18 protein-coding genes and 2 tRNA genes are annotated in these 22,324 nt (G+C 75.9%); 10 read left to right on the top strand and 10 right to left on the bottom strand.

The annotated features are described in order from the left end of the window. Nucleotides 1–119 precede the first annotated feature (119 nt). Complete coding sequence (locus ABD358_RS04895) at nucleotides 120–1,136, bottom strand: NADP-dependent oxidoreductase (protein ID WP_344629584.1); 1,017 nt, start codon at nucleotides 1,134–1,136, stop codon at nucleotides 120–122. Nucleotides 1,137–1,220: 84 nt separating this feature from the next. Here ABD358_RS04895 and ABD358_RS04900 point away from each other — a divergent pair, with 84 nt between their 5' ends. Continuing rightward, nucleotides 1,221–1,694 (top strand): MarR family winged helix-turn-helix transcriptional regulator, encoded by a 474-nt coding sequence (locus tag ABD358_RS04900; RefSeq protein ID WP_344629585.1) that lies wholly within the window; start codon nucleotides 1,221–1,223, stop codon nucleotides 1,692–1,694. Here the strand turns inward: ABD358_RS04900 and ABD358_RS04905 are convergent. The 3 genes from ABD358_RS04905 to ABD358_RS04915 all read right to left on the bottom strand — a co-directional run bounded on the left by ABD358_RS04905 (nucleotide 1,675) and on the right by ABD358_RS04915 (nucleotide 4,386). Then, on the bottom strand, nucleotides 1,675–2,640 hold the full coding sequence (locus ABD358_RS04905) for an SCO2400 family protein (RefSeq protein ID WP_344629586.1): 966 nt from the start codon (nucleotides 2,638–2,640) through the stop codon (nucleotides 1,675–1,677). The two genes, ABD358_RS04900 and ABD358_RS04905, sit on opposite strands and share 20 nt — an antisense overlap. Before the next feature lie 64 nt (nucleotides 2,641–2,704). Further along, nucleotides 2,705–3,580 carry an SMP-30/gluconolactonase/LRE family protein gene (locus ABD358_RS04910; RefSeq protein WP_344629587.1) on the bottom strand — a complete coding sequence of 292 codons (876 nt, stop codon included), beginning with the start codon at nucleotides 3,578–3,580 and terminating at the stop codon, nucleotides 2,705–2,707. A 26-nt stretch (nucleotides 3,581–3,606) separates the two neighbouring features. Continuing rightward, nucleotides 3,607–4,386 carry an IclR family transcriptional regulator gene (locus ABD358_RS04915; RefSeq protein ID WP_344629588.1) on the bottom strand — a complete coding sequence of 260 codons (780 nt, stop codon included), beginning with the start codon at nucleotides 4,384–4,386 and terminating at the stop codon, nucleotides 3,607–3,609. Nucleotides 4,387–4,564: 178 nt separating this feature from the next. Here ABD358_RS04915 and ligD point away from each other — a divergent pair, with 178 nt between their 5' ends. Then, on the top strand, nucleotides 4,565–5,458 hold the full coding sequence (ligD, locus tag ABD358_RS04920; RefSeq protein ID WP_344629589.1) for a non-homologous end-joining DNA ligase: 894 nt from the start codon (nucleotides 4,565–4,567) through the stop codon (nucleotides 5,456–5,458). Between the two features lie 49 nt (nucleotides 5,459–5,507). On the opposite strand, the gene ABD358_RS04925 is transcribed toward ligD, so the two are convergent. After that, the gene (locus ABD358_RS04925; RefSeq protein WP_344629590.1) at nucleotides 5,508–5,819 is read right to left on the bottom strand and encodes a YtxH domain-containing protein; all 312 of its coding nucleotides are present in this window, start codon (nucleotides 5,817–5,819) and stop codon (nucleotides 5,508–5,510) included. 198 nt (nucleotides 5,820–6,017) lie between these two features. Between ABD358_RS04925 and ABD358_RS04930 the strand changes: the two genes are divergently transcribed. The 5 genes from ABD358_RS04930 (at nucleotide 6,018) to ABD358_RS04950 (ending at nucleotide 9,901) form a co-directional block, all read left to right on the top strand. Further along, nucleotides 6,018–6,090: transfer RNA gene (locus ABD358_RS04930), tRNA-Asn, on the top strand. A 202-nt stretch (nucleotides 6,091–6,292) separates the two neighbouring features. After that, a tRNA-Ile gene (locus ABD358_RS04935) sits at nucleotides 6,293–6,366 on the top strand. A 307-nt stretch (nucleotides 6,367–6,673) separates the two neighbouring features. Continuing rightward, nucleotides 6,674–7,144: a cation:proton antiporter regulatory subunit gene (locus ABD358_RS04940; RefSeq protein ID WP_344629591.1), complete on the top strand. Its 471-nt coding sequence runs from the start codon at nucleotides 6,674–6,676 to the stop codon at nucleotides 7,142–7,144. 2 nt (nucleotides 7,145–7,146) lie between these two features. After that, nucleotides 7,147–8,406: a cation:proton antiporter gene (locus ABD358_RS04945; RefSeq protein WP_344629592.1), complete on the top strand. Its 1,260-nt coding sequence runs from the start codon at nucleotides 7,147–7,149 to the stop codon at nucleotides 8,404–8,406. A gap of 28 nt (nucleotides 8,407–8,434) precedes the next feature. Continuing rightward, complete coding sequence (locus tag ABD358_RS04950) at nucleotides 8,435–9,901, top strand: FGGY family carbohydrate kinase (protein ID WP_344629593.1); 1,467 nt, start codon at nucleotides 8,435–8,437, stop codon at nucleotides 9,899–9,901. 21 nt (nucleotides 9,902–9,922) lie between these two features. Here the strand turns inward: ABD358_RS04950 and ABD358_RS04955 are convergent, their stop codons facing one another. Next, on the bottom strand, nucleotides 9,923–11,200 hold the full coding sequence (locus ABD358_RS04955; protein WP_344629594.1) for an RNA polymerase sigma factor: 1,278 nt from the start codon (nucleotides 11,198–11,200) through the stop codon (nucleotides 9,923–9,925). A gap of 146 nt (nucleotides 11,201–11,346) precedes the next feature. Beyond that, complete coding sequence (gene dnaG, locus ABD358_RS04960) at nucleotides 11,347–13,254, bottom strand: DNA primase (RefSeq protein ID WP_344629595.1); 1,908 nt, start codon at nucleotides 13,252–13,254, stop codon at nucleotides 11,347–11,349. A gap of 116 nt (nucleotides 13,255–13,370) precedes the next feature. Here dnaG and ABD358_RS04965 point away from each other — a divergent pair, with 116 nt between their 5' ends. Then, nucleotides 13,371–13,913, top strand: coding sequence for an RNA polymerase sigma factor (locus ABD358_RS04965; protein WP_344629596.1), 543 nt, complete (start codon nucleotides 13,371–13,373; stop codon nucleotides 13,911–13,913). A 1-nt stretch (nucleotide 13,914) separates the two neighbouring features. Continuing rightward, nucleotides 13,915–15,147 carry a CU044_5270 family protein gene (locus ABD358_RS04970; RefSeq protein WP_344629597.1) on the top strand — a complete coding sequence of 411 codons (1,233 nt, stop codon included), beginning with the start codon at nucleotides 13,915–13,917 and terminating at the stop codon, nucleotides 15,145–15,147. Between the two features lie 194 nt (nucleotides 15,148–15,341). On the opposite strand, the gene ABD358_RS04975 is transcribed toward ABD358_RS04970, so the two are convergent. From ABD358_RS04975 to ABD358_RS04985, 3 genes are all read right to left on the bottom strand, one after another. Continuing rightward, nucleotides 15,342–16,604, bottom strand: a complete 1,263-nt coding sequence (locus tag ABD358_RS04975) for an NAD(P)/FAD-dependent oxidoreductase (protein WP_344629598.1) — start codon at nucleotides 16,602–16,604, stop codon at nucleotides 15,342–15,344. A gap of 224 nt (nucleotides 16,605–16,828) precedes the next feature. Then, on the bottom strand, nucleotides 16,829–18,100 hold the full coding sequence (locus ABD358_RS04980; protein ID WP_344629599.1) for a PucR family transcriptional regulator: 1,272 nt from the start codon (nucleotides 18,098–18,100) through the stop codon (nucleotides 16,829–16,831). A 190-nt stretch (nucleotides 18,101–18,290) separates the two neighbouring features. Next, entirely contained in the window at nucleotides 18,291–21,131 is a 2,841-nt protein-coding gene (locus ABD358_RS04985) for a helix-turn-helix transcriptional regulator (protein WP_344629600.1), read from the bottom strand. 353 nt (nucleotides 21,132–21,484) lie between these two features. Between ABD358_RS04985 and ABD358_RS04990 the strand changes: the two genes are divergently transcribed. Further along, complete coding sequence (locus ABD358_RS04990) at nucleotides 21,485–22,315, top strand: endonuclease/exonuclease/phosphatase family protein (RefSeq protein WP_344629601.1); 831 nt, start codon at nucleotides 21,485–21,487, stop codon at nucleotides 22,313–22,315. The last annotated feature ends 9 nt before the right edge of the window (nucleotides 22,316–22,324 follow it).

The raw sequence follows: 22,324 nt of genomic DNA on the forward strand, positions 1-22,324 counted from the left end.
AGCGATCGTTCGCGTCAATGGTTTGCGCAGAAACGAGTGTGACGGGCCGCACAGCGCGCGGAGGCCGCCCCGGAGGTTCCGGGGCGGCCTCCGCACACGGAGCGCCGGGGGGCGCCGGCTCAGTCGTCGAGGCTGACGACCATCTTCCCGACGTTCTCCCCGCGCAGCATGCCCAGGAAGGCGTCCAGCGCGTTCTCGATGCCCTTCACCACCGTCTCGTGGTACTTCAGCTCACCGGAGCGGATCCACCCCGAGACCTCCTCCACGAACTTCGGCCGCAGGGCGGAGTGGTCGCCCACGAGCATCCCCTGGATCCGCAGCCGCTTGCCGATGACGAGCGCCAGGTTGCGCGGGGCGGCGGGCGGCTCGGTGGCGTTGTACTGCGAGATCATGCCGCAGACGGCGACACGGCCGTGGACCTTCAGGGAGCCGATGGCGGCCTCCAGGTGGTCCCCGCCGACGTTGTCGAAGTAGACGTCGATGCCGTCGGGCGCGGCCTCCTTCAACTGCTGCGACACGGGCCCGTTCTTGTAGTTGAAGGCGGCGTCGAAGCCGTACTCCTCGGTGAGCAGCCGGACCTTCTCGTCCGACCCGGCGCTGCCGACGACGCGCGAGGCGCCCTTGAGGCGGGCGATCTGGCCGACCTGGCTGCCGACCGCGCCCGCGGCCCCCGAGACGAAGACGGCGTCCCCCTCCTTGAAGGAGGCGACCTCCAGCAGCCCGGCGTAGGCGGTCAGCCCGGGCATGCCGAGCACCCCGAGGTAGGTGGTCAGCGGGGCCAGAGAGGGGTCGACCTTCGAGGCGTGCCGCGCGTCCAGCGTGGCGTACTCGCGCCAGCCGAGCCCGTGCAGCACGTGGTCGCCCGGGGCGATGCCCTCGGCCTCGGAGGCGACGACGACGCCGACCGCCCCGCCGTCCATCGGCTCGTCCAGCCGGAACGGGGGCACGTAGGACTTGCGGTCGTCCATGCGTCCGCGCATGTACGGGTCGACCGAGAGGTGAAGGTTGCGCACCAGGATCTGGCCGGGGCCGGGGGTCCGTACGGGAGCCTCGCGCAGCGCGAAGCCGTCCGGGGCGGGCCATCCCTGCGGGCGGGCGGTCAGGTGCCACTCGCGTCCGGTCGCGGGCAACGTCATGAAAACGCCTCCAGAAATTTCAGTGCCTGAAACAACCGTGTCCTGAATATTTCATCCTGTCAAGCAAATCGGTACGCTGGTGCCATGTCCTCCCGCCCCTCCTCCGCCGATCCGCTCACCTCCGAGGTCGTCGGGCTGATCGGCGCGGTCGTCGCCCGCTACCACCAGGAGTACGACGAGGCCGCCGCCCGGCACGACCTGACCGGCGCCCAGGCCCGGCTGCTCGCCCTCCTCCGGCAGCGCCCCCTGCCCATGCGGGAGATCGCCCGGCGGCTGAAGTGCGAGCCGTCGAACGTGACGGGCATAGTCGACCGGCTGGAGTCCCGCGGCCTCGTCGAGCGCCGCCCCGACCCGGCCGACCGGCGCGTCAAGCTCGCCGCCGTCACCGAGGAGGGCCGCGACACGGCCGAACGGCTGAGCGCCTCGCTGGACTTCGCCCGCGAGCCCCTGGCCGAGCTGACCCCGGTGGAGCGCGAACTCCTGCGCGACCTGCTCAAGCGCGTGCTGGACGCCGGACGGGTCGACCTGCCGGGCCCCGCTAGACGCACCACCACATGAAGCGGTTGCAGGTCGGCTCCGGTTCGGGTTCCGGCTCCCGGGTGGGCTCGGGAGGCGGCGGGGCGGCGGGCGTCGTCCGCGGGGGCTCCGGTTCCCCGGTGGGCTCGGCGGTGGGCTGCGGCCCGCCTGCGGCGTCCGACTCGGTGACGGCGGCGGAGGGCCCGCCGGAGTCCGCCGACCCGGAGGGTTCCGCCTCGTCCGGGCCGGCCGAGGCGTCGGCGGACTCCGACGGGCCCTCGGACGGCGAGCCCGAGGCGGAGGGGGAGGCGGACGACGAGGGCGCGCCCGCGCCCGACCGCTCGGCGGCGGGCGGGAGTTCGGCCGTGTCGCCGTCTTCGGCCGGGGCGTCGCCCGGCCCGTCGTCGGAGCCGCCGTCCGTGGAGAAGGCGGGGAGGGCGGGAAGCGGAAGCCGCTCCAGCACGCCCTCCGTGGTGAACTCCGCTATGCCCAGGGTGGCCAGCCCGGCGCCGAGCACCAGGCCCGCCACGGCCGTCCGGCGGCGGCGCCCGGTGTTCGACCGCGCCCGCCGCCCGCGCCGCGCGGGCGGCGGGACGCTGCCGCGCTCGTGCCCGTCACCGCGCTCGTCAGCGTGTTCGCCGCCGTACTCGCTGTCGTGTTCGCCGCCGTATTGGCTGTCGTGTTCGCCGCCGTGCCCGTCCCGCCCGTCCGGAGTGCCGTCATGGCTCTCGCCGGCGCCCTCGTCGCGGACGCCGGGACCGTCGCGGCCGTCGCCGGGGTACGCCTGGTACGGGTCGGGGCCCCAGCCGCCGTGCGGCTCGTACGGGCCGTACGATCCGTAGCCGTGACCGGCCGGCTCCGGGGCGGCCGGACCGGCGGGCGCGGGGGCGGACGGGTCCGCCGGCGCCAGGTCATGGCTGGGTGTGCCGCAACCCGGGCAGGAGAGGGCGCCGTTCAGATGGCGACGGCACGTGACGCAGTAGGCCATGGAGTCCGGAGAGTACGGGGGCGCGCGCGCCGAACGAAAGACTCCCCTTGTGAAGATCCTGTGCTCACCCCGCGAAGGGCGGCTGCCCGATCCCCTGCCCCGCGTCCGGCAGCACCAGGAGGGAGCCGGCCAGCGGCTGCGCGGCGGGGTCGGTCCCGGTGCGCGCCGTGGTGATGTAGAGGTCCCGCAGCCCCGGCCCGCCGAAGGCGCACGCCGTCGTGTTGACGGCCGGGACGGGGACGGTGCGGTCCAGCCTGCCGTCGGGGGTGTAGCGCCGGACCGCGCCGCCGCCCCACAGGGCCACCCACACGCAGCCGTCCGCGTCCACCGTCAGCCCGTCCGGGAAGCCCGCCCCCTCCTCGATCACGGCCAGCGTCCGGCGGCCGGTCACCCCGGGGCCGCCCGCCCGGGGGGCGTCGAAGACGTCGATGCGGCGGGTGGGGGTGTCGACGTAGTACATCAGCCGCCCGTCCGAGCTCCAGCCCGTGCCGTTGCTGACCGTCACCTCCGGCAGGACCGTCACCGCCGAGCCGTCCGGGGCGACGCGGGTGAGCGTGCCGCCGCCGGCGTGCTCGTCGTACGCCATCGTGCCCGCCCACAGCGCGCCGTCCGGGGCCACGGCGGCGTCGTTGCCGCGGCGGCCGGGGACGGGGTCGCGGTGGAGCCAGGAGAAGGAGCCGTCCGCGTCGTACAGGCCCACCCCGTCACGGAGGTTGACCACCAGGCCGCCGCCCGCGCGCGGTTTGGCCGCGCCCACGTGCTGCTCGGTGGCCAGCACCGTGCGGCGGCCGGCGGCCGGGTCCCAGGTGTGCACCCGTGAGGAGAGGATGTCCACCCATATCAGCCGCTCGTTCGCCGTGTCCCAGGTCGGCCCCTCGCCCAGCAGCGCGTCGTGCCGCACCGCGACCTCGATCCGCGGCGCCCCGCCCGTTCCGGCCATGCCCGCCCCTTCCTCCGTCCGTCCGCCTACGCCGCGCCCCGGTGTCCGAGCCGCGCCGACAGTTCGGCGGCCCCCTTGGCCGCCAGCGTCTCCAGTTCGGCGCGCCGCTCCCCGCTCCAGCGGATGGTGGGCACCGAGATGCTGAGCGCCGCGACCACCCTGCCGGTGCTGTCGCGCACGGGCGCGGCCACGCAGCTCACGTCCGGGTTGGACTCCCGCTCCTCGACGGCGATGCCGCGCTCCCTGATCTTCGCCAGCGCCTCGCGCAGCTCGGCCGGCGAGGTGATGGAGTTCTCGGTCATCGCCCTCAGCGGCTCGTCGCCGGGGCCGGGCAGGCGCGCGTCCAGCTCCTCCGGCGGCAGCGAGGCCAGCAGCATCTTCCCCACCGAGGTGCAGTGCGCGGGCAGGCGCCGTCCGGCGGCGGAGACCATCCGGACGGCGTGGGTGCTGTCCACCTTGGCGATGTAGATGACGTCCGCGCCCTCCAGGATGGCCACGTGCACCGTCTCGTCGCAGGTCTCGGCGACGCTCCGGGCCACCTGCTGCCCCTCGGCGGCCAGGTCGAGCTGCTCGGCGTAGCGGCTGCCGAGCTGGTACGTCCGCACCCCCAGGCGGTAGCGTCCGGGCTGTCCGGGAACGGGCACCAGGTACGAGCGGGCGGCCAGCGTGGTCACCAGCTCGTGGACGGTGGTGCGGGGCAGCCCCAGCCTGCGTGTGATCTCCGGCGCGGACAGGGTGCCGTCCCCGTCGAGGAAGAGTTCCAGTATGTCGAGAGCTCTGGTCACGGCCGGTACGAGACGTCCCATCGCCGCCCTCCCCCCATTCTCCCCGGGCCCCCGGGTCTTTCATGTTCGAGATTCCGAAGCCTGGCCGGAATCGCGAACACAGGTTATCCGCAGCCCGAACCGCCCGGCAACGCCTCCCGTCCGCCCCGGCGCCGCCCCGCCGCCGCATGAACCGCGCCGCCCGTGGCACTCGTCCCCCATGCCGAACACCGTCGTGGAAGGCCGTGATCTGGCCCTGAGCAACCTGGACAAAGTGCTCTACCCGGCCGCCGGTTTCACCAAGGGCGACGTGGTGGACTACTACGCCGCCGCTGCCGACGTCCTCCTCCCCCACCTGCGCGACCGCCCGGCGTCGTTCGTCCGCGCCCCCGGCGGTGTGGAGAGCAGCCCCTTCATGGCCAAGCACGTGCCGTCCGGCACACCGGACTGGGTGACCGTGCGCGAGGTGCACCGCGTGGACGGGAGCACCGACCGGCAGGTCCTCGTCCAGGACCTGCCGACCCTGCTGTGGGCCGCCAACCTGGCCGCCCTGGAGATCCACGTGCCCCAGTGGCGGCTTCCCGGCGAGGGCGAGGCCGACCGGCTCGTGTTCGACCTCGATCCCGGCGCCCCCGCCACGGTCGTCGAGTGCTGCGCGGTCGCCCGCTGGCTCCGCGACCGGCTGTCCCGGGACGGCCTGGACTCCTACGCCAAGACCTCCGGCTCCAAGGGCCTCCACGTGCTGGTCCCGCTGCGCCCCACCGAGTCCGCAGCGGTGGCCCGGTACGCCGAGCGGCTGGCCCGCGAGGCGTCGGAGGAACTGCCGGACCTGGCCGTGCACCAGGTGCCCCGGAGCCTGCGCACGGGCCGGGTCTTCGTCGACCACAGCCAGAACGCCTGGACGCGCACCACGGCCGCCCCGTACACCCTGCGCGCCCGCCCCCGGCCGACCGTCTCCACGCCGGTGACGTGGGACGAGATCGCCGGGTGCACGGATCCCGGCGACCTCGTCTTCACCGCCGGGGACGTCGCCCCCCGGCTGGAGCGGCACGGCGACCTGCTCGGCCCGCTGCTCGACGCCTCCCGCGCGGGCCGGCTGCCGGACGGCGGCTGACGGCCGTCCCGTCTCTCCCCCGCGCGAAGGGCAGCGGGGCGGGACCCGTTCAGGTGTTGCTGGTGCCCCAGCCGTCGTCGAGCGGCGAGCCCTGCGCGGCGCGGCGTCCCCCCATCGAGCGGACCTTGTCGGACACCGTGCCGGGCAGGCGGTCGCCCATCCGCTCGGACACCGTGTCGAGGGCCTTGCCCGCCATCTGCCGGCCGTTGACCGCGGCGGACTCGCAGGCGTTGCGCACCGCGGGGTTCTCCATGAACCGCCGTGCGCTCTTGCGCAGCTGCTCGTACCTCTCGCGCCCGGCCCGCGTGCCGAGCACGTACCCGACGGCCATCCCTACGACGAACGTGAGCCGGTAGCGCATTGGCTCCACCCTCTCCTCAGACATCTCCCTGCGCACCCCTGCACCGGGGTGCGGGCCGCGGTCCGCGGCGGACATCCCACGAGTACCCCGAGGGCCGGGACGGATACCGATTTCAGAGCACCCCCGGGGATGCGCTACTGTATTCCTCGCCAGCAGGGAACGCCCCCGGGAAACCGGAAGGGCGGTTCCACAGAGCAGTCCCCTGTAGCTCAATTGGCAGAGCAGCCGGCTGTTAACCGGCAGGTTACTGGTTCGAGTCCAGTCGGGGGAGCAGTGAGAGAGGGGCCCCGAACGGGGCCCCTCTCGGCGTATCGGGCGATCTTCCGGGTAGGCGCTCTGCGTCGCGGCGAAACCGGCAATCCGGTGATCACGGGCCTCACCGGCCGATGCCCACCCCGGCACGGGCGGCAGATCGTATGAGCGGCTATGCTGCGGCAGACGGCGCGCACAGATGTGCGTGACGCGCCGTTCCGGGGGCGGTAGCTCAGCCGGTTAGAGCAGCGGACTCATAATCCGTCGGCCGTGGGTTCGAGTCCCACCCGCCCCACACCGAGCCCCGTCGAAGGCGTTCCGGGGCACTCCGCCCGGACGGCCGGCACCCTGTCACCGGGCCCCGCCATCGCACGGGGGCCGCCCGTCCCCGGCGGATCCGGCCGGCGGGGCCCACGTCCTCCCGCCGCCTCTCCGCCCCGGATCCGGGGATCCCGACCGGCGTGGCGCACGGTCCGCGCACGTCTGTACGACCGCTGTCCAGGCGCTTTGTGAGAAACTTACCGGCGCTTTACCCGCACGGGCTCGTCCGTCGCCGCCGCCGGTCCCAGGGCCCGCCCGATCCGCCTTCCACGGAGAGAGCCTTGCCCATGAAACGCACACCGCTTCCGGGTGTCGGGGTCCAGTACGACGTCACCACCCACTCCGGACAGCACCTGTCCATCGTCGTCCACCAGGACGGGCGGCGCTTCCTCGGGTTCTACTCGGCCGACGACCCCGACAACTGCCAGGCGTCCTTCAAACTCGACCCCGACGAGGCGGCGTCGCTCGCCGCGCTGATCGCGCCCGACAGGGGACCGGACCTGGCCGTGGGCGAGCTGGACCTGGCCACCGAGCGCATCCCGGTCACCACCAAGTCCCCGTACCGGGGACGGCCGCTGGGCGACACCCGCGCCCGCACCCGTACCGGCGCGTCCATCGTCGCCGTGCTGCGGCGCACCGCGCCGCACCCCGCGCCGGGCCCGGACTTCCGGCTGGAGGCGGGGGACATCCTCGTGGTCGTGGGCACCCGCGAGGGCGTTGAGGAACTCGCCCAGATCATCACGGGGGGCTGAGTATGCACGACACCACCATCCTGCTCATCGAACTGGGCGCCATCATCCTCGGCCTCGGCCTGATCGGACGCTTCGCCGGACGGATCGGACTGTCCGCCATCCCCCTGTACCTGCTGGCCGGGCTCGCCTTCGGCAAGGGCGGGTTCCTGCCGCTCAGCGCCAGCGAGGACTTCGTCGCGATCGGCGCCGAGATCGGCGTGATCCTGCTGCTGCTCCTGCTCGGCCTGGAGTACAGCGCCTCGGAACTCGTCGACAACCTCAAGACGCAGTACCCGTCCGGACTGGTGGACTTCGTCCTCAACGCCACCCCCGGGGCCGTCGCCGCCCTCGTCATGGGCTGGGGCCCGGTGGCCGCCGTGGCGCTGGCCGGCGTCACCTGGATCTCCTCCTCCGGCGTCATCGCCAAGGTCCTCACCGACCTGGGCCGGCTCGGCAACCGCGAAACCCCCGTCATCCTCGGCGTCCTCGTCATGGAGGACCTGGCGATGGCCCTCTACCTGCCGATCCTGACCACCCTGCTGGCCGGCGTCGGCCTGGCGGGCGGCAGCCTCACCCTGGTCATCGCGCTGGGCACGGTGGGCCTGGTGCTGTACGTCGCGCTGCGCCACGGGCGGCTGATCAGCAAGTCGGTCTCCTCGGACAACCCGGAACTGCTGCTGCTGGTGGTCCTCGGACTGACCCTGCTGATCGCCGGCATCGCCCAGCGGCTGCACGTCTCCGCCGCCGTCGGCGCGTTCCTCGTCGGCATCGCCCTGTCCGGGGAGGTCGCCGAGAACACCCACCGGCTGTTCGCCCCGCTGCGGGACCTGTTCGCGGCCGTCTTCTTCGTGTTCTTCGGCCTGTCCACCGACCCGGCCAACATCCCGCCCGTGCTGGTCCCCGCGCTGATCCTGGCGGTGGTGACCGTCGTCACCAAGGTGGTCACCGGCTGGTACGCGGCGGGACGCGCGGGCATCAGTCCGCGGGGACGGCTGCGCGCGGGCGGCGCCCTGGTGGCGCGCGGCGAGTTCTCCATCGTCATCGCCGGACTGGCCGCCGGGGTCTCCAGCGAGATCAGGCCGCTGGCCACCGCGTACGTCCTGCTGCTGGTGGTCATCGGGCCGCTCGCCGCCCGCTGGACCGAGCCCCTGGTCCGGGCCGTGTTCCCGCAGCTGCTGCGTCCGGCGGCGCGGAAGGGCGAGGGGGCGGCCGGTGAGGCGCCGGCCTCGCAGACGCAGGCCGTCGCGGCCCCGGAGGGACTCCAGTCCCCCGGAGGCCAGTGAGGCCGCCGGTGAGGCATCATGTCCCCTCATGGGGATAGTCGCCGGTCTGGACAGTTCGTCCGAGTACACCCGCATCGTCGTCTGCGACACCGACACCGGTGCCGTCATCAGACAGGGACACGCCCCGCATCCCGTGCCGGAGGGCGCGGACGGCGGGGACGGCGCGGCCGCGGGCAGGCGCACCGAGATCGACCCGCAGGCCTGGCTGCTCTCGCTCGGTGACGCCGCGGCCGGCGGGCTGCTGGAGGGCGTCCAGGCGATCGGCGTCTCGGCCCAGCAGCACGGGCTGGTCCCGCTCGACGAGAACGGCGCCCCGGTACGGCCCGCGCTGGTCGGCAACGACCGGCGCGCGCAGACCGCGGCCGCCGACCTCGTCGACGCGCTCGGCGGACGCGAGGCGTGGGCGCAGGCGGTGGGGGTCGTGCCGCAGGCGGCGCAGCCCGTGGCGAAGCTGCGCTGGCTGGCGCGGCAGGAGCCCCACGCGGCGCAGCGCGTGGCCGAGGTGCTCCAGCCGCACGACTGGCTGGTGTGGCAGCTCCTGGGCCGTCCCGCCCGGCGCACCACCGACCGCGGCGGCGCCTCGGGGACGGGCTACTGGTCGGCGGCGACCGAGTCCTGGCGGCCCGACCTGGCGGAGCTGGCGCTCGGCCGGCCGGTGCGGCTGCCCGAGGTGATCGGCCCGGCCGAGGCCGCCGGGCAGACCCCGGAAGGGCTGCTGATCTCGGCCGGCACGGGCGAGACGATGGCCGCCGCCTTCGGGCTGGGGGTCGGCGTCGGCGACGCGGTGGTGTCCCTCGGGGCTTCCGGGTCGGTCTTCTCCGTCCACCACCAGGCGCTGGCGGAACCGAGCGGCATGATCACCTCGCTCGCCGACGCCACCGGGATGCACCTGCCGGTGGTGTACACCCTCAACGCCGTGCGGGCGCTGCGCGGCGCCGCCGACCTGCTGGGCACCGACCTGGAGGGGCTGTCGGCGCTGGCGCTGGAGTCCACCCCGGGCTCGTACGGGCTGGTGCTGCTGCCCTACCTGGAGGGCGAGCGCACCCCGGACCTGCCGCACACCGCGGGCACCCTGGCCGGGCTGCGGCGGGAGAGCATGAAGCCGGAGCACCTGGCGCGCGCCGCGTTCGAGGGGATGCTGTGCGGGCTCGCGGACGCCCTGGACGTGCTGCGGGGCAGGGGCGTGGCGGTCCGGCGGGTGTTCCTGCTGGGCGCCGCCGCCGAGCTCCCCGCCGTCCAGGCGATCGCCCCGTCCCTGCTGGGGGCGCAGGTGGTGGTCCCGCAGCCCGCGGACTACACGGCGCTGGGCGCGGCCCGCCAGGCGGCCTGGGCGCTGGGGGTGGCGCAGGGCACGCTCTCGCCGCAGCAGCCCCCGCTCTGGCCCGCGCCCGCCGGCCGGGTCCTGGAAGCGGGCGAGGAGCTGGCGGTGGGCCAGGCGGTGCGGCAGCAGTACGTGGCCGTGCGGGAGCAGACCCACCCGGGGGCGTTCGGCTGAGCCGCCCGGCCCGGCCCCGGCTCAGTCCAGGTAGCCCCTGAGCTGGTCCGCGTACGCGTGGTCGCGGAGCTTGGCGAGGGTCCTGGACTCGATCTGGCGGACGCGTTCGCGGGTGACGCCGAAGAGACGGCCGATCTCCTCCAGCGTGCGGGGGCGGCCGTCGTCGAGGCCGTACCGGAGCTGGACGACCTTGCGCTCGCGCTCGCCGAGGGTGGACAGGACCGCCTCCAGGTGCTCGCGCAGCAGCAGGAACGCGGCGGACTCCACGGGCGAGGGCGCGTCGCCGTCCTCGATCAGGTCGCCGAGGTGGACGTCCTCCTCCTCGCCCACCGGCGCGTACAGCGACACCGGCTCCTGGGCGAGGCGCAGCACCTCGCCGACCCGCTCCCCCGTCAGGCCGAGCCGGTCCGCCACCTCCTCGGGCGTCGGCTCGTAGCCGCGCTCCTGGAGGATGTGGCGCTGGACGCGGACGACGCGGTTGATCAGCTCCACGACGTGGACGGGGACGCGGATGGTGCGGGCCTGGTCGGCCAGCGCCCGCGACATCGCCTGGCGGATCCACCAGGTGGCGTAGGTGGAGAACTTGAAGCCCCGGGTGTAGTCGAACTTCTCCACGGCCCGGATCAGGCCCAGGTTGCCCTCCTGGACCAGGTCGAGCATGGTCAGCCCCCGGCCGACGTACCGCTTGGCGACGGAGACCACCAGGCGGAGGTTGGCCTCGATCAGCCGGCGCTTGGCCATCCGGCCCATGACGACCAGCCGGTCGAGGTCGAGGGCGAGCCGGTCGTCGAGGCCGGGGGTGCGCAGGAGCTTCTCCTCGGCGAACAGGCCCGCCTCGACGCGCCGGGCGAGTTCGACCTCCTCGGCCGCCGACAGCAGGGGGATGCGGCCGATCTCGCGCAGGTACTGGCGGAAGAGGTCAGCGGAGGGGCCGGACCCCTCGGATCTCAGCGACAGCGGGACGTACGGGGGCCGGCCGGGGAGCGGGAGCGCGTCCTGCTCCGGTTCCGCGGAGGGGCCGTCGGTCGGGAGGCCGGCCGGGTCCGCGGCGGGGACGCCGGGCGGAGGGGACGGGACGGACGGGGACACGGGCACGACGGGGGCGGTGAGGGTCGCGCCGGCCGGGGTCTGGGTCTGCACGGGGGCGGCCTCCAAGCTGATCGCTGCCGGTTCGGGGGCGACGCACGGGAGGGAGACGGGCGCGGCCGGGCCGCCGTCCGTCCCCGGTCGGATGAGCGGCTCTCCGGAAGATCGACGCTCCGAGGACTCGGGTACCGTCCCCAGTGTGGGGTACGACACACTCCGCCCACGAGAGTCGTGCGCCCGGTTTTTGGACTCCACCGTGACCGGACGCGCACGGAACGCCACGGGACGGGCCGCGGGAGGCCGCCCCGGACGGGAGGCGGGCGGGACAGGCGGGGGCCCGGCCCCGGAGGGCGGAGGTCTCAGCCCCAGAGGGCGGCGGCGCCCCGGTCGCGGAGGGAGCGTCCGTACCGCTCCAGCGTCCACAGCTGCTCGGCGACGGCCGTCTGGCCCTCATTGCCGGTGCTGACCAGCCGCTCGAAGGTGCCGCGCAGGTCGGCGATCCTGCGGTTGACCGCCTCCAGCCGCACCTTGACCAGGAACTCCCCGGCGTAGCCCTCGTCGGGCTCGCGGGAGGTGCGCAGCGGCTCCACGCTCAGCTCGGTGATCAGCGACCGCACCGTGTCGTCCGGCGCGGCGTCGCGCACCCGGGCGAGGTACTCCCCGTCGGCCCGCTCCACTCCCCCGGCCTTCTCGATGGCCTCGCGCACCGCGACGTAGGGGTCGGCGGTGAACTCGTCGGAGCCGTAGGCGTCGAAGAGCGGGGAGACCAGGTGCGGGAACTGCAGGGCCAGCTTGAGCAGTTCGCGCTCGGCCAGCCGCTGGGGGGTGCGCAGGTCGAGCCGGGGACCGCGCGGGACCGGGCCGGCCGGCGGCTGCGGCACGGGCGGCCCGGCGGGGCGGGGCTGCTGAGCGCCGGGGGCGGCGGCGCGGCGCTCGCGCTCCCAGCGGGCGAGCTGCCCCACCCGCCGGACGACGAACTCGGTGTCGAGGATGCCCAGCAGCCCGGCCAGCCGGACCGCGTACTGGTGCTGGATCGCGCCGTCCTTGATCCGGGAGACGATCGGCGCGGCCTCCTCCAGGGCGGCGGCGCGGCCCTCGGCGGTGTCCAGGTTGTGCTGTGCGGTGACCGAGCGGATGGCGAACTCGAACAGCGGGGAGCGGCCCTCCACCAGGTCCCGCACCGCCTCGTCGCCCTGGGCGAGCCGCAGCTCGCACGGGTCCATGCCGCCGGGGGTGATGGCGATGGAGGTGCGGGCGGCGAACTTCTGGTCGTCCTCGAAGGCGCGCAGGGCGGCCTTCTGGCCGGCGGCGTCGCCGTCGAAGGTGAAGACGACCTCCGAGCGGGAGTTGTCCATCAGCAGCCGCCGGAGGATCTTGACGTGCTCGCCGCCGAAGGCGGTGCCGCAGGTGGCGATGGCGCCCGTCACCCCGGCCAGGTGGCAGGCCATCACGTCCGTGTAGCCCTCGACGACCACGGCCCGGCCCGTCTTCGCGATCTCCCGTTTGGCCAGGTCGATGCCGTACAGCACCTGGGACTTGCGGTAGATCGCCGTCTCGGGGGTGTTGAGGTACTTGGGCCCGTTGTCGTCCTCGCGCAGCTTGCGGGCGCCGAAGCCGACGACCTCGCCGGTGATGTCGCGGACGGGCCACATCAGCCGGCCGCGGAAGCGGTCGATGGGGCGGCCGTTGCGGCTCTCCTGGGAGAGGCCGGCGAGGATCAGCTCCTTGTCGCTGAAGCCCTTGCCGCGCAGGAAGCGGGTGAGGTGGTCCCAGCCGGCCGGGGCGTAGCCGACGCCGAAGTGCGCGGCCGCGTCCTGGTCGAAGCCGCGCTCGGCCAGGAAGCGGCGGCCGATCTCGGCCTCGGGCGAGTCGAGCTGCTCGGCGTAGAACGCGGCGGCGGCCTTGTGGGCCTGGACCAGCCGGATGCGCTCGCCCTGCTGGCGGCCGGGCGCGTAGCCGCCCTCCTCGTAGCGCAGGGTGATCCCGGCCTGGGAGGCGAGCCGCTCGACGGCCTCGGAGAAGGAGAGGTGGTCCACCTTCATCACGAAGTCGAGGGTGTCGCCGCCGGCCTGGCAGCCGAAGCAGTGGTAGAGGCCCTTGCTGGGGCTGACGTGGAAGGACGGGGACTTCTCGTCGTGGAAGGGGCACAGGCCCTTGAGGTTGCCGCCGCCCGCCGGGCGGAGCTGGAGGTACTCGGAGACGACGGCGTCGATCGGGACCGCGTCCCGTACCGCCTTCACGTCCTCGTCGTTGATCCTGCCCGCCACGGCAGAAGTCTACGGCGCGTCCCGGACGCCCCGGATCCGGCGGACCCGCCTGTAACGATCGGCCCTCCCGCACCACTACTCGGTGTAAGGCACCCGGAGGAACGGAGGTGCGGCCGGTGTCCGACGACGCGGCACGCTTCACCAGCATGTACGACGCCTGCCGGCAGCGCGTGTGGGCTTACGTCGTGAGCCGTGCGGGACGGCAGGTGGCCGAGGAGGTGGTGAGCGAGACGTTCGCCGTGGCGTGGCGCCGGTTCGGCGACGTGCCGCAGCCGCCCCTGCCGTGGCTGCTCGCCGTGGCGCGCAACGTCCTGCGCGACACCGTGCGGGCCGACGTCCGCCGGGCCTCGCTCGCCGCGGAGCTGCGGGAGTGGACCGAGCGGACGGAGGACGACATCGCCGAGGAGGTGGCCGACCGGATGGCGCTGCGCCGCGCGCTGGCCTCGCTGAGCGACGAGGACCGTGAGGTCCTCGTTCTCGCCGCGTGGCAGGGGCTGGGTCCGCGGGAGGCCGCGCAGGTCGTCGGCTGCTCCGCGGCCGCGATGCGGGTGCGGCTGCACCGGGCCCGCAGACGGCTGGCCAGGGCCGCCGGGAGCGGCACGGCGCCGGCGCGTTCCGCCGCGCCCCTCCGGGTGCGGACCACAGGAGAGGATGCGTGAGATGAAGCACGACGTCATGCGGCGGCTGGCCGCGGCACGTCCCGGCCACCTCGATCCGGACCGGCCGGTGGACCCCGGGACGCGCGCCCGGGAACTCGACCGGGCGATGCTCCCGGCCGGGGCCGCGGACGGCCCGGCCGGCGGCCCGGGACCGGTCCCGCGGCGGGCGCGGCGGCCCCTGTGGCGGCCCCGTCCGGTGTGGGGCACGGCCCTGACCGCCGCGGCGGCCGCGGTGGCGGCGGCGGTGATCGCCTCCGGCGTACCCGGGGACGGCGTGGTGCGGCACGGCGGCACGGACGCCGCCCGGCCGTCGTTCGGCCCCTCCCGGGTGCTGCTGGCGGCGGCCTCCGACGTGGAGCGGACACCGGACGCGTCGGGCGCGTACTGGTACCGGGAGGAGCGCAGGGGCCGGCTGCGGGACGTCCCCGGCGGGGACTACACGCTCGACGTCCGGCACCTGTCGAAGAGGTGGGTCGCCGCCGGCACCGGCAAGCAGTGGTCCCAGGACCTCGACATGGGCGCCCGGCCCGCGAGCCCGGCCGACGAGGAGGCCTGGCGCGCCGACGGCTCGCCGAGGAAGTGGGACCTCACCGTCCCCGGCGCCCGACCCGGCGATGTGCGGGAGATCGTCACCTACGAGGGCCGGGGGCTGATCGGCTCCGACGCCCCGGGCGGCATCGCGGACAGCGGTCGCATGGGGGAGTTCGGCCTGGACGAACTGGCCGGCCTGTCCACCGATCCCGGGAAGCTCCGCACCCAGTTGGAGGCGCTGGTCGACCGGCGTTACAACGCCCCGCGGCGGGTCATGGACGAGATGCTGCTCCACACCACCGTCCACCTCGCCTTCCACATGCCCGCCACGTCCGGGCAGCGCGCCGCCGCCTACCGGTTGCTGGCCGCCCTGCCCGGCGTGCGGGACCTCGGCGAGGTCGAGACCCGCGACGGCCGGGTCGGCAACGCGGTCGCGATCGGGGACGGGAGCACGAACGGCGACCGGGAGCACCGGCTGGTCTTCGACCGGAGGACCGGAGCGCCCATGGCCACGGAGGACGTGGCGCTCAGGGCGCACGACGGCCACGAGCCGGGGGACCTCCTCGGCTACACCGTCATCACGGAGATGACCTGGACGGACCGGAAGCCGCCGTTCGACGAGGACTTCCCGGCGGATCGGCACGACGCGGCCGCCCCCGGCGCCGGCCGGACCGCCCGGCCCGAGCCGGCCGACGGGAACTGAGGCTTCCCGTTCCCCGTCCCGCCCCGTCCGCGCCCGTGCGCCGGCGGGGCGGACGTGGTGTCACCGCGCGCCGCCGACGCCCCCGGCGGAGACGCGGTGCGGGCCGAGGACCCCGGGGACGGGCCCCACGGCGGTGCGGATCGCGGGGCCGGTCGTGCCCGCCGCGCCACGGCCCCGGTCGGGGCCCGCGCGGATCAGCCGCCGGTCAGGTCGTCCAGGGCCACCGAGGGGTCGGCCAGCTTCTCCGGGTCCACCCGGCCGCCGGAGCGCACCAGCCGCCGGACGGGGCCGGCGGCGTCCCGGACGTTCATGCCCAGCCCGGCCAGCACCCTCTCCCGGCCCAGCCAGAACGCGGTGAACTCCCGTCTGCCGACGTCGCCGCGGACCACCACCTGGTCGTAGGAGCCCGGGGGCGCCCAGCCGGAGTACTCCAGGCTCGTGCCGTACTGGTCGGAGAAGAAGGACGGGATCCGGTCGTAGACCACTTCCTGCCCGAGCATGGCGCGGGCGGCTGCCCGGCCGCCGTCGAGCGCGTTGGCCCAGTGGTCGTCGCGCAGCCGGACGCCGAAGAGCGGGTGGTGGAGGGCCGCGACGTCGCCCGCGGCGTGGACGCGCGGGTCGGAGGTGCGCAGGGACGCGTCCACGGCGATGCCTCCCACGGGGTCGGCGGCCAGTTCCAGCCCGGCGGACCGGGCCAGGGAGACGCGGGGGGCGGCGCCGATCGCGGCGAGCACGGCGTGCGCCGGGTGCTCGTCGCCGTCCTCGGTGCGGACGGCCAGGACCTGGCTGTCCTGGCCGACGATCTCGGTGATCCGGGTGCCGAAGCGGAAGCGGACGCCGTGCTCGCGGTGGAGGTCGGCGAGGACGTCGCCCAGTTCGGGGCCGAGGGCGGAGTACAGGGGGGTGGCCCGCTGCTCGATGACGGTGACCTCGGCGCCGTAGGTGCGGGCGGCGGCGGCCACCTCCAGGCCGATCCAGCCCGCCCCGGCGACGACCAGGTGCCCGTTGTCGCGGCCCAGTCCGGCCAGGGCGCCGCGCAGCCGTTCGGCGTGGGCCAGGCGGCGCAGGTGGTGCACCCCGGCCAGGCCGGTGCCGGGGACGTCCAGGCGGCGCGGTTCGGCGCCGGTGGCCAGCAGCAGGGCGTCGTAGTGGATGCGGGTGCCGTCGCCGAGCTCCACCGTCCCGGCCTCGCGGTCGAGGCGGACGGCGGGCTGTCCGAGGTGGAGTTCGATCTCGGCCCGGGTGTACCAGGCGGGTTCGTGGAGGAGGACGTCGGCGCGTCCGGTGGTGCCGGCGAGGTACCCCTTGGAGAGGGGAGGCCGCTCGTAGGGGTGGTCGCGTTCGTCGCCGATCAGGATGACGCGGCCGGTGAACCCCTCGGCCCGCAGGGTCTCGGCCGCCCCGGCCCCGGCCGGACCGCCGCCGACGATGACGAACGTGCGGTGTGCGTCGACCACGTGGTCCTCCTCGCTGCGTGCCCCCCTGCCGGTGTGCGTCCCCCGTGAGCGTGCCGCATCGGCCGCGCCGCCGGAAAGGGGCGGGGATGGGCGGTTCGGGTGTGTTGCGGATGCGTTGCGGGTGTTGCCGGGGTTCTCGTCCGTTCTCCGGCGTTCCTCCCCCTTGGTCCTTCCCGTCCGCCGTCCCCGTCACGCCGCCGGCGGGCGCGGTCTCACCGCCGGTCTCACACAGCGGTACGGGCCGGGGTGTGGAGCAGTCGGCGGGCCGTCAAGGCGAGGGAGAGCTCGGCCACCTCGTGCGGGCGGCTGAGCGACCGGCCGGTGAGCTGCTCGAAGCGGCGGAGCCTGTTGAGGACGGTGTTGCGGTGGCAGAACAGCCTGCCGCCGGCCCGCCGCGCCGATCCGTCGCACTCCAGCCACACCGCCAGCGTGTCCAGCAGCAGGTCCCGGTCGCCGCCCTCCAGCCGCAGCACGGGCCCCAGCACCCGTTCGGCCAGCGCCGACGCCAGGTCGGGCGAGGAGACCAGCAGGGCCGCCGGGAGGTGTTCGTCCAGCAGGACCGGGTCGCCCCCGGGGGCGGCGGAGCGCAGCGCGGTCTCGGCGAGCCGGCGGGCGTCGCCGACCGCGGCCAGGCCGTCCACGGCGGAGCCGATGCCGGTCCGGACACCGGGCAGGGCGGGCAGGGCGGCGGCCAGCGCCTCCAGGAGGTCCGGGCCGTCCGCACCGTCCCCGGCGCCGCCCCCGCCGCTGCCGTCGCCGCTCCCGCCGAGCAGGACGATGCCCAGGTCCGCGTCGGCCCGGACGTGCCACAGGACGCGCGCCCCGGCCGGGACGGCGGCGCGGACGACGGCCCGGTGGGTCTCCCGGCCGGGGCCGGCGACGACCGCCACCGCGTACCGGCCCCGCTCGGGCAGCCCCAGCGCCTCGGAGACCTCCGGCAGGTCGGCGACGCGCATGGTGCCCTCCAGCAGGGCCTCCGCCATCAGCCGCCGGCGGTTCTCGCGGCGCCAGGTCAGGCGCCGCCCGGTCTGCCGGTACGCCTCGGCCACCACCGCGCAGTGCTCGTCGACGAAGTCCCACACCTCGGCCGCCATGTGGACCAGCAGCCGGGCGCCGTCGGGGTCGCGCCGGGTGACCTGGTCCACCAGGGCCTGCCAGACCACGGCCCCGCCGAGCCGGAAGGCGTGCAGCAGGGCGTCCAGCGGCAGTCCCTGCTCGGCGCGCCGGGCGCCGATCTGCCGGGAGCAGTGCCGGGCGGCCTCGCGCAGTTCCCCCGGGCGCAGCAGGGATCCCACGTTGTGCCGCAGCGAGCGGTGCACCTCGTGCCACAGCTCGTCCTGGTCCACCGAGGCGGCGCGGTAGGCGGGCTCCTCCTTCCGCAGCAGCGCGACGACGCGGTCGGTGAGCTGCGGCAGTTCGTCCATCAGGGGGCGGGCGGCCCGGTGCAGCACGGCCACGGCCTCCGCGTTCACAGGGGAACGTACGACGGGGTGCATCACGGTCCTCCACCTGGCGGGCATCAGGGGGCTGATGCCGCATTGTGGACGGGCGGGGTCGGGGACGCCAGGGGTGCGCCGACATTGCTTAGCGACCGCTCAGTTTCCCAGGTGTCCAAAGCTTCCGCGCGTCCTCCGTCAAGAGCGCGTCCCCCGGAGCCGCGTTCCGCGGGGTGCGGCGCGGCGGCCGTCAGCCGTCGCCCGCCGCCGCGAGGACACGGGTGAGCTCCACCCGGGAGCGGACGCCCAGCGCCGCGAAGACGTTGCGCAGGTGGTGGTCGACCGTGCGGGGGCTGACCGACAGCCGCAGCGCGACCTCCCGGTTGGTGGCCCCCTCCGCCACGCACCGGGCGATGCGGAGCTGCTGGGGCGTCAGCCTGCCCAGGACCCGGGGCCCGTCCGCGCCCGCCGCCCCGTCCGCCTCGCCGGTGGCCCGCAGTTCGGCGCGGGCCTGCTCGGCCCAGATCCGGGCGCCGCACCGCTCGAAGGCCAGGAGCGCGTCGCGCAGCACGCCGCGGGCCGCGCCGGGCCGCCGCCCGCGGCGCAGCGCCTTGCCGTGCAGCAGCTGGGTGCGTCCCCGCTCGAAGTCGCTGTCGGTGACGGCGTGTTCCTCCAGGGCGCGGGCGAACAGCCCGGGCGCCTCCTCCGGTCCGGCGAGCAGGGCCCGGCAGCGGGCGAGCTGGGCGGGCGCCAGCGGATCGGCGGTGACGGCCGCCCATCCGGTGAAGTACTCCACGGCGCGGCGGGCCGTTCCGGTGTCGCCGGCGAGGGCGGCGGCCTCGGCCAGACACGGCGCGGCCAGCGCCTGGAGCGCGAAGTGCCCCTGCCCGGCGCCCGGCCCGGAGCCCACCAGGGGGTCCAGCCGGGCCGCGGCCTCGTGCGGTCTGCCCTGTCCCATGTCGCAGCGGGCCAGGGCCCACTGGGCGAGGGTGGCGGCGACGCCCAGACCGTGGGGGCCGGCGTCCTCGCCCGCCGCGCGGGCGTGCCCGGCGCACGCCTCGGCGTCCCCCTCCACCGCCGCGGCCATCGCCAGCACCGCGTGGTGGTGGGCGGCGCAGTTGCGCTGCCCGGTGCGCCGCGCCAGACGCAGCCCTGTCCGGGCGTGGGCGCGGGCACGGCGGTGCCGTCCGGCCCGCAGCTCGCTGTAGGCCAGGTGCTCCAGCGCCTGCGGCACCAGGGCGGCCGGGCCGCACGCCCGGGCGGCGGCCAGGGCCCGGGTGTTGAGGTCCAGGGCGGCGGCGACGTCGCCGACGACCAGGGCCGCGATCCCGGCCCGGATCAGCCGCCAGGGCTGCCGCTCCTCGGCGGCGTGGTGCAGGACGCGGAGCAGCGGCGGGGCGCCGCGGGCGAAGTCCCCGCACAGCACGGCGTCCAGCCCGGCGCGGTAGTCGTCCAGCAGCGGGTCCCCGGCGGAGTGCGGGAGGGCGGCGATGCGGGCGAGGTCGGCGCGGAGGCCCCCGATGTCGCCGACCGCCCAGGACGCCTCGCTCGCGTGGAGCAGCGCCCGGCGGGCGGTGTGCGGGTCGTACGGGGCGAGCAGCCGGGCCGCGTAGGACAGGAGCTCGTGGGCGTCGGTGACCACGCCGTTGCGCAACTCCAGGGAGCCGCGCACGAGTTCGGTGCGGCCGCGGACGGCGTCGTGGACGGGCAGCGCGCGGGCCCGGTCCAGCAGGGCCAGGGCCCGGTACGGGAACCCGGCCGACCAGGCGTGCTCGGCCGCCGCGGTCAGCCGGGCCGCGCGGACGCCGGTGTCCTGGGCGTCGCCGTCCTGGTCGTCGCCGTCCTGGTCGTCGCCGGTGAGTTCGGCGGCGCGCCACAGGGCGTCGGCCAGTTCGGCGTGGCCGCGCTCGCCGGCGGCCGGCGTGTCGCAGGCGGCGGAGGCGAGGGCGTCGGCGAGGTGCGGGTCGGGACCCGCGGCGGACGCCGCGCGGTGGCGCAGGGCGGTCAGGTGCCGCGGGGTCCCGCCCGGGCCGCGGGAGTGGCGCTCCGCCAGGGCGCCGGCCAGCAGCCGGTGGGCGGTGCGGCGCCGCTCCGGCGGCTCCCCCCAGTAGGCGGCCAGGCGCAGCAGGGTGTGGGCGAAGCGGAGGGTGTCCCCCTCGCGCCGCAGCAGGCCTCGCTCCTCGGCCTCGTCCAGCGGCCCGGGACCGGTCCCGGCCCGGGCGGCGGCGCGCAGCAGGGTGGCGCGGTGGGCGGTGCCGCCGAGTTCGTACGCGGCGGCGGCCGTCAGGAGCAGGGTGCGGACGCCGCCGGGCAGCCGCGCCAGCCCGGCGGCGTACGACCGCAGTCTGGGTCCGGCCGGCGGCAGCGGGTGGGGCGGCGGGACGGCGCCGGTGAGCTGTTCGGGGGTGAGGGAGGCGACGAGGTCGGTGAGGAGCCCGGGGTTCCCCCCGCCGGTGTGGAGGAGGGCCTCCCGCAGGGCCGGGCCGGCGTCCTCGGGCAGCAGCCCGTCCAGGAGCGCCGCCGCGGCGGCGGTGTCCATCGGCTCCAGGGCGGTTCGGGGCAGGCCCGCCAGCAGCGGGTCCTCGGTCCCGTCGTCGTGCGCCCCGACGAGCATCGCCACGGGCAGGGGCGCGTCCAGGCGCCGGGCGGCGAAGCCCAGGGCCCGGCGGGACGGCTCGTCCAGGTGGTGGGCGTCGTCGACGCAGATCAGCAGCGGGCCGCGGGCCGCCAGGTCCTGCAGCAGGGCCCGCAGGGCGGCCGGCACCGGTCCCCGGGCCGCGGCGGCGGGCACCTCGCCGAGCGTCAGGGCCCCGGCGAGGGCCGCCGTGCGCGGGTCGTCCGGCGCCAGGCGGTCGGCGACGGGGTGCAGCAGGGCGTGCAGCCCGCTGTAGGGGACGGCGGTCTCGGCGGCGGCGCCCCGGACGCGCAGCACGGTGCCGCCGTCCCTCCCGAAGCGGGCGGCCGCCTCGTCGAGCAGGGTGGTGGTGCCGAGCCCCGGTTCGGACCGCACCAGCAGGGCGCCGCCCCGCCCCGCGCGGGCGCCGCCGATCAGTTCCGCCACGGCCGTCCGTGCCGCGTTCGCACCGTGCATCCGCGCATCCCTCCTCGGAAGGGACTCCCAGGTCGCCCGGGAATCTCCCACGACAGCACCATGCCCCACAGATGTCCATGTCGAAGTGGTCGTGCCGCGGCCGCCGCCCAGCGGTCGCCGGGGCGGCGTGTGCGCCCGCACAACCAGTCCTTACCGCCGGTACGGCGGTCCTGAGGCCGCAGCATGGCACACGCCTCCGACTTTCCTGAACGGTGCCGTCCGCCACCGGGAGCGGCCCCGGCGGGGCAGGGTTCGCCGGCCGTTCCCCCGCCGGGCCGTTGCGCGTCACCTCCCCCGGGTACCGGGCGACGGACGCGGAGATTCCGGCGGGACGGGAAAGGGACGGGCGGCAAATGCGTGTGCTGACGTGGAACGTGTGGTGGCGGTTCGGTCCGTGGCAGGAGCGGCGGAAGGCCGTCCTCACCGTGCTGCGCGACCTGGAGCCCGACATCGTCGGGCTCCAGGAGGTGTGGGCCGATCCCGGGGAGAACCTCGCGGAGTGGCTCGCGGGGGAACTCGGCATGCACTGGGTCTGGGCCCCCTCGGACAGGCCCGGGAGATGGCGGGAGCGCCTGGGCGACCCGGCGGCCGACATCGGCCTCGCCGTGCTCAGCCGCTGGCCCGTGGCCGCCCACGAGGCGGTCCGGCTGCCCGCGCCGCGGGACCTGGACGACGGGCGCATGGCCTTGTACGCGCTGGTCGACGCGCCCGCCCACCGGGTGCCGTTCTTCACCGCCCACCTGACCTCGGCCCGCCACGCCTCCGCCGTGCGCCGCGAGCAGGTGGCCGCCGTCGCCGGGCTGGTCGCGGCCCGCCGCGGCCGGACCGGCTTCCCTCCGGTGGTCACCGGCGACTTCAACGCCCGGCCGGACTCCGACGAGATCCGGCTGCTGGGCGGCCGCGGGACGCCTCCCGCCGTCCCCGGCCAGGTCCTCCTGGACGCCTGGGACCACGCCGACCCCCGGGAGCCGTCGGCCACCCGGGACATCGCCGGGTCCCGCGCCGCCGAGGGCCCCGGCGACCGGGTCGACTACATCCGCGTCGGCCCGCCCGGCCCCGGCGGCGCCGGCCGTGTGCTGTCCGTGCGGCGCGCGGGCGACGCCCCCGTGGACGGCGTATGGCCCTCCGACCACGCCGCCGTCGTCGCCGACCTGGCGGCACGGGAGCCGGGGGGCGGCCGCTGACCGCCGGCG

Origin of the sequence: Streptomyces glaucosporus (genome assembly GCF_039533345.1) — a bacterium.
Lineage (GTDB): Bacteria > Actinomycetota > Actinomycetes > Streptomycetales > Streptomycetaceae > Streptomyces > Streptomyces glaucosporus.

Coding starts and splice junctions, on each gene's coding strand:
- ABD358_RS04895 (WP_344629584.1), bottom strand. CDS start 1,136: ATGACGTTGCCCGCGACCGGACGCGAGTGGCACCTGACCGCCCGCCCG.
- ABD358_RS04900 (WP_344629585.1), top strand. CDS start 1,221: ATGTCCTCCCGCCCCTCCTCCGCCGATCCGCTCACCTCCGAGGTCGTC.
- ABD358_RS04905 (WP_344629586.1), bottom strand. CDS start 2,640: ATGGCCTACTGCGTCACGTGCCGTCGCCATCTGAACGGCGCCCTCTCC.
- ABD358_RS04910 (WP_344629587.1), bottom strand. CDS start 3,580: ATGGCCGGAACGGGCGGGGCGCCGCGGATCGAGGTCGCGGTGCGGCAC.
- ABD358_RS04915 (WP_344629588.1), bottom strand. CDS start 4,386: ATGGGACGTCTCGTACCGGCCGTGACCAGAGCTCTCGACATACTGGAA.
- ligD (WP_344629589.1), top strand. CDS start 4,565: ATGCCGAACACCGTCGTGGAAGGCCGTGATCTGGCCCTGAGCAACCTG.
- ABD358_RS04925 (WP_344629590.1), bottom strand. CDS start 5,819: ATGCGCTACCGGCTCACGTTCGTCGTAGGGATGGCCGTCGGGTACGTG.
- ABD358_RS04945 (WP_344629592.1), top strand. CDS start 7,147: ATGCACGACACCACCATCCTGCTCATCGAACTGGGCGCCATCATCCTC.
- ABD358_RS04950 (WP_344629593.1), top strand. CDS start 8,435: ATGGGGATAGTCGCCGGTCTGGACAGTTCGTCCGAGTACACCCGCATC.
- ABD358_RS04970 (WP_344629597.1), top strand. CDS start 13,915: ATGAAGCACGACGTCATGCGGCGGCTGGCCGCGGCACGTCCCGGCCAC.
- ABD358_RS04980 (WP_344629599.1), bottom strand. CDS start 18,100: ATGCACCCCGTCGTACGTTCCCCTGTGAACGCGGAGGCCGTGGCCGTG.
- ABD358_RS04985 (WP_344629600.1), bottom strand. CDS start 21,131: ATGCACGGTGCGAACGCGGCACGGACGGCCGTGGCGGAACTGATCGGC.
- ABD358_RS04990 (WP_344629601.1), top strand. CDS start 21,485: ATGCGTGTGCTGACGTGGAACGTGTGGTGGCGGTTCGGTCCGTGGCAG.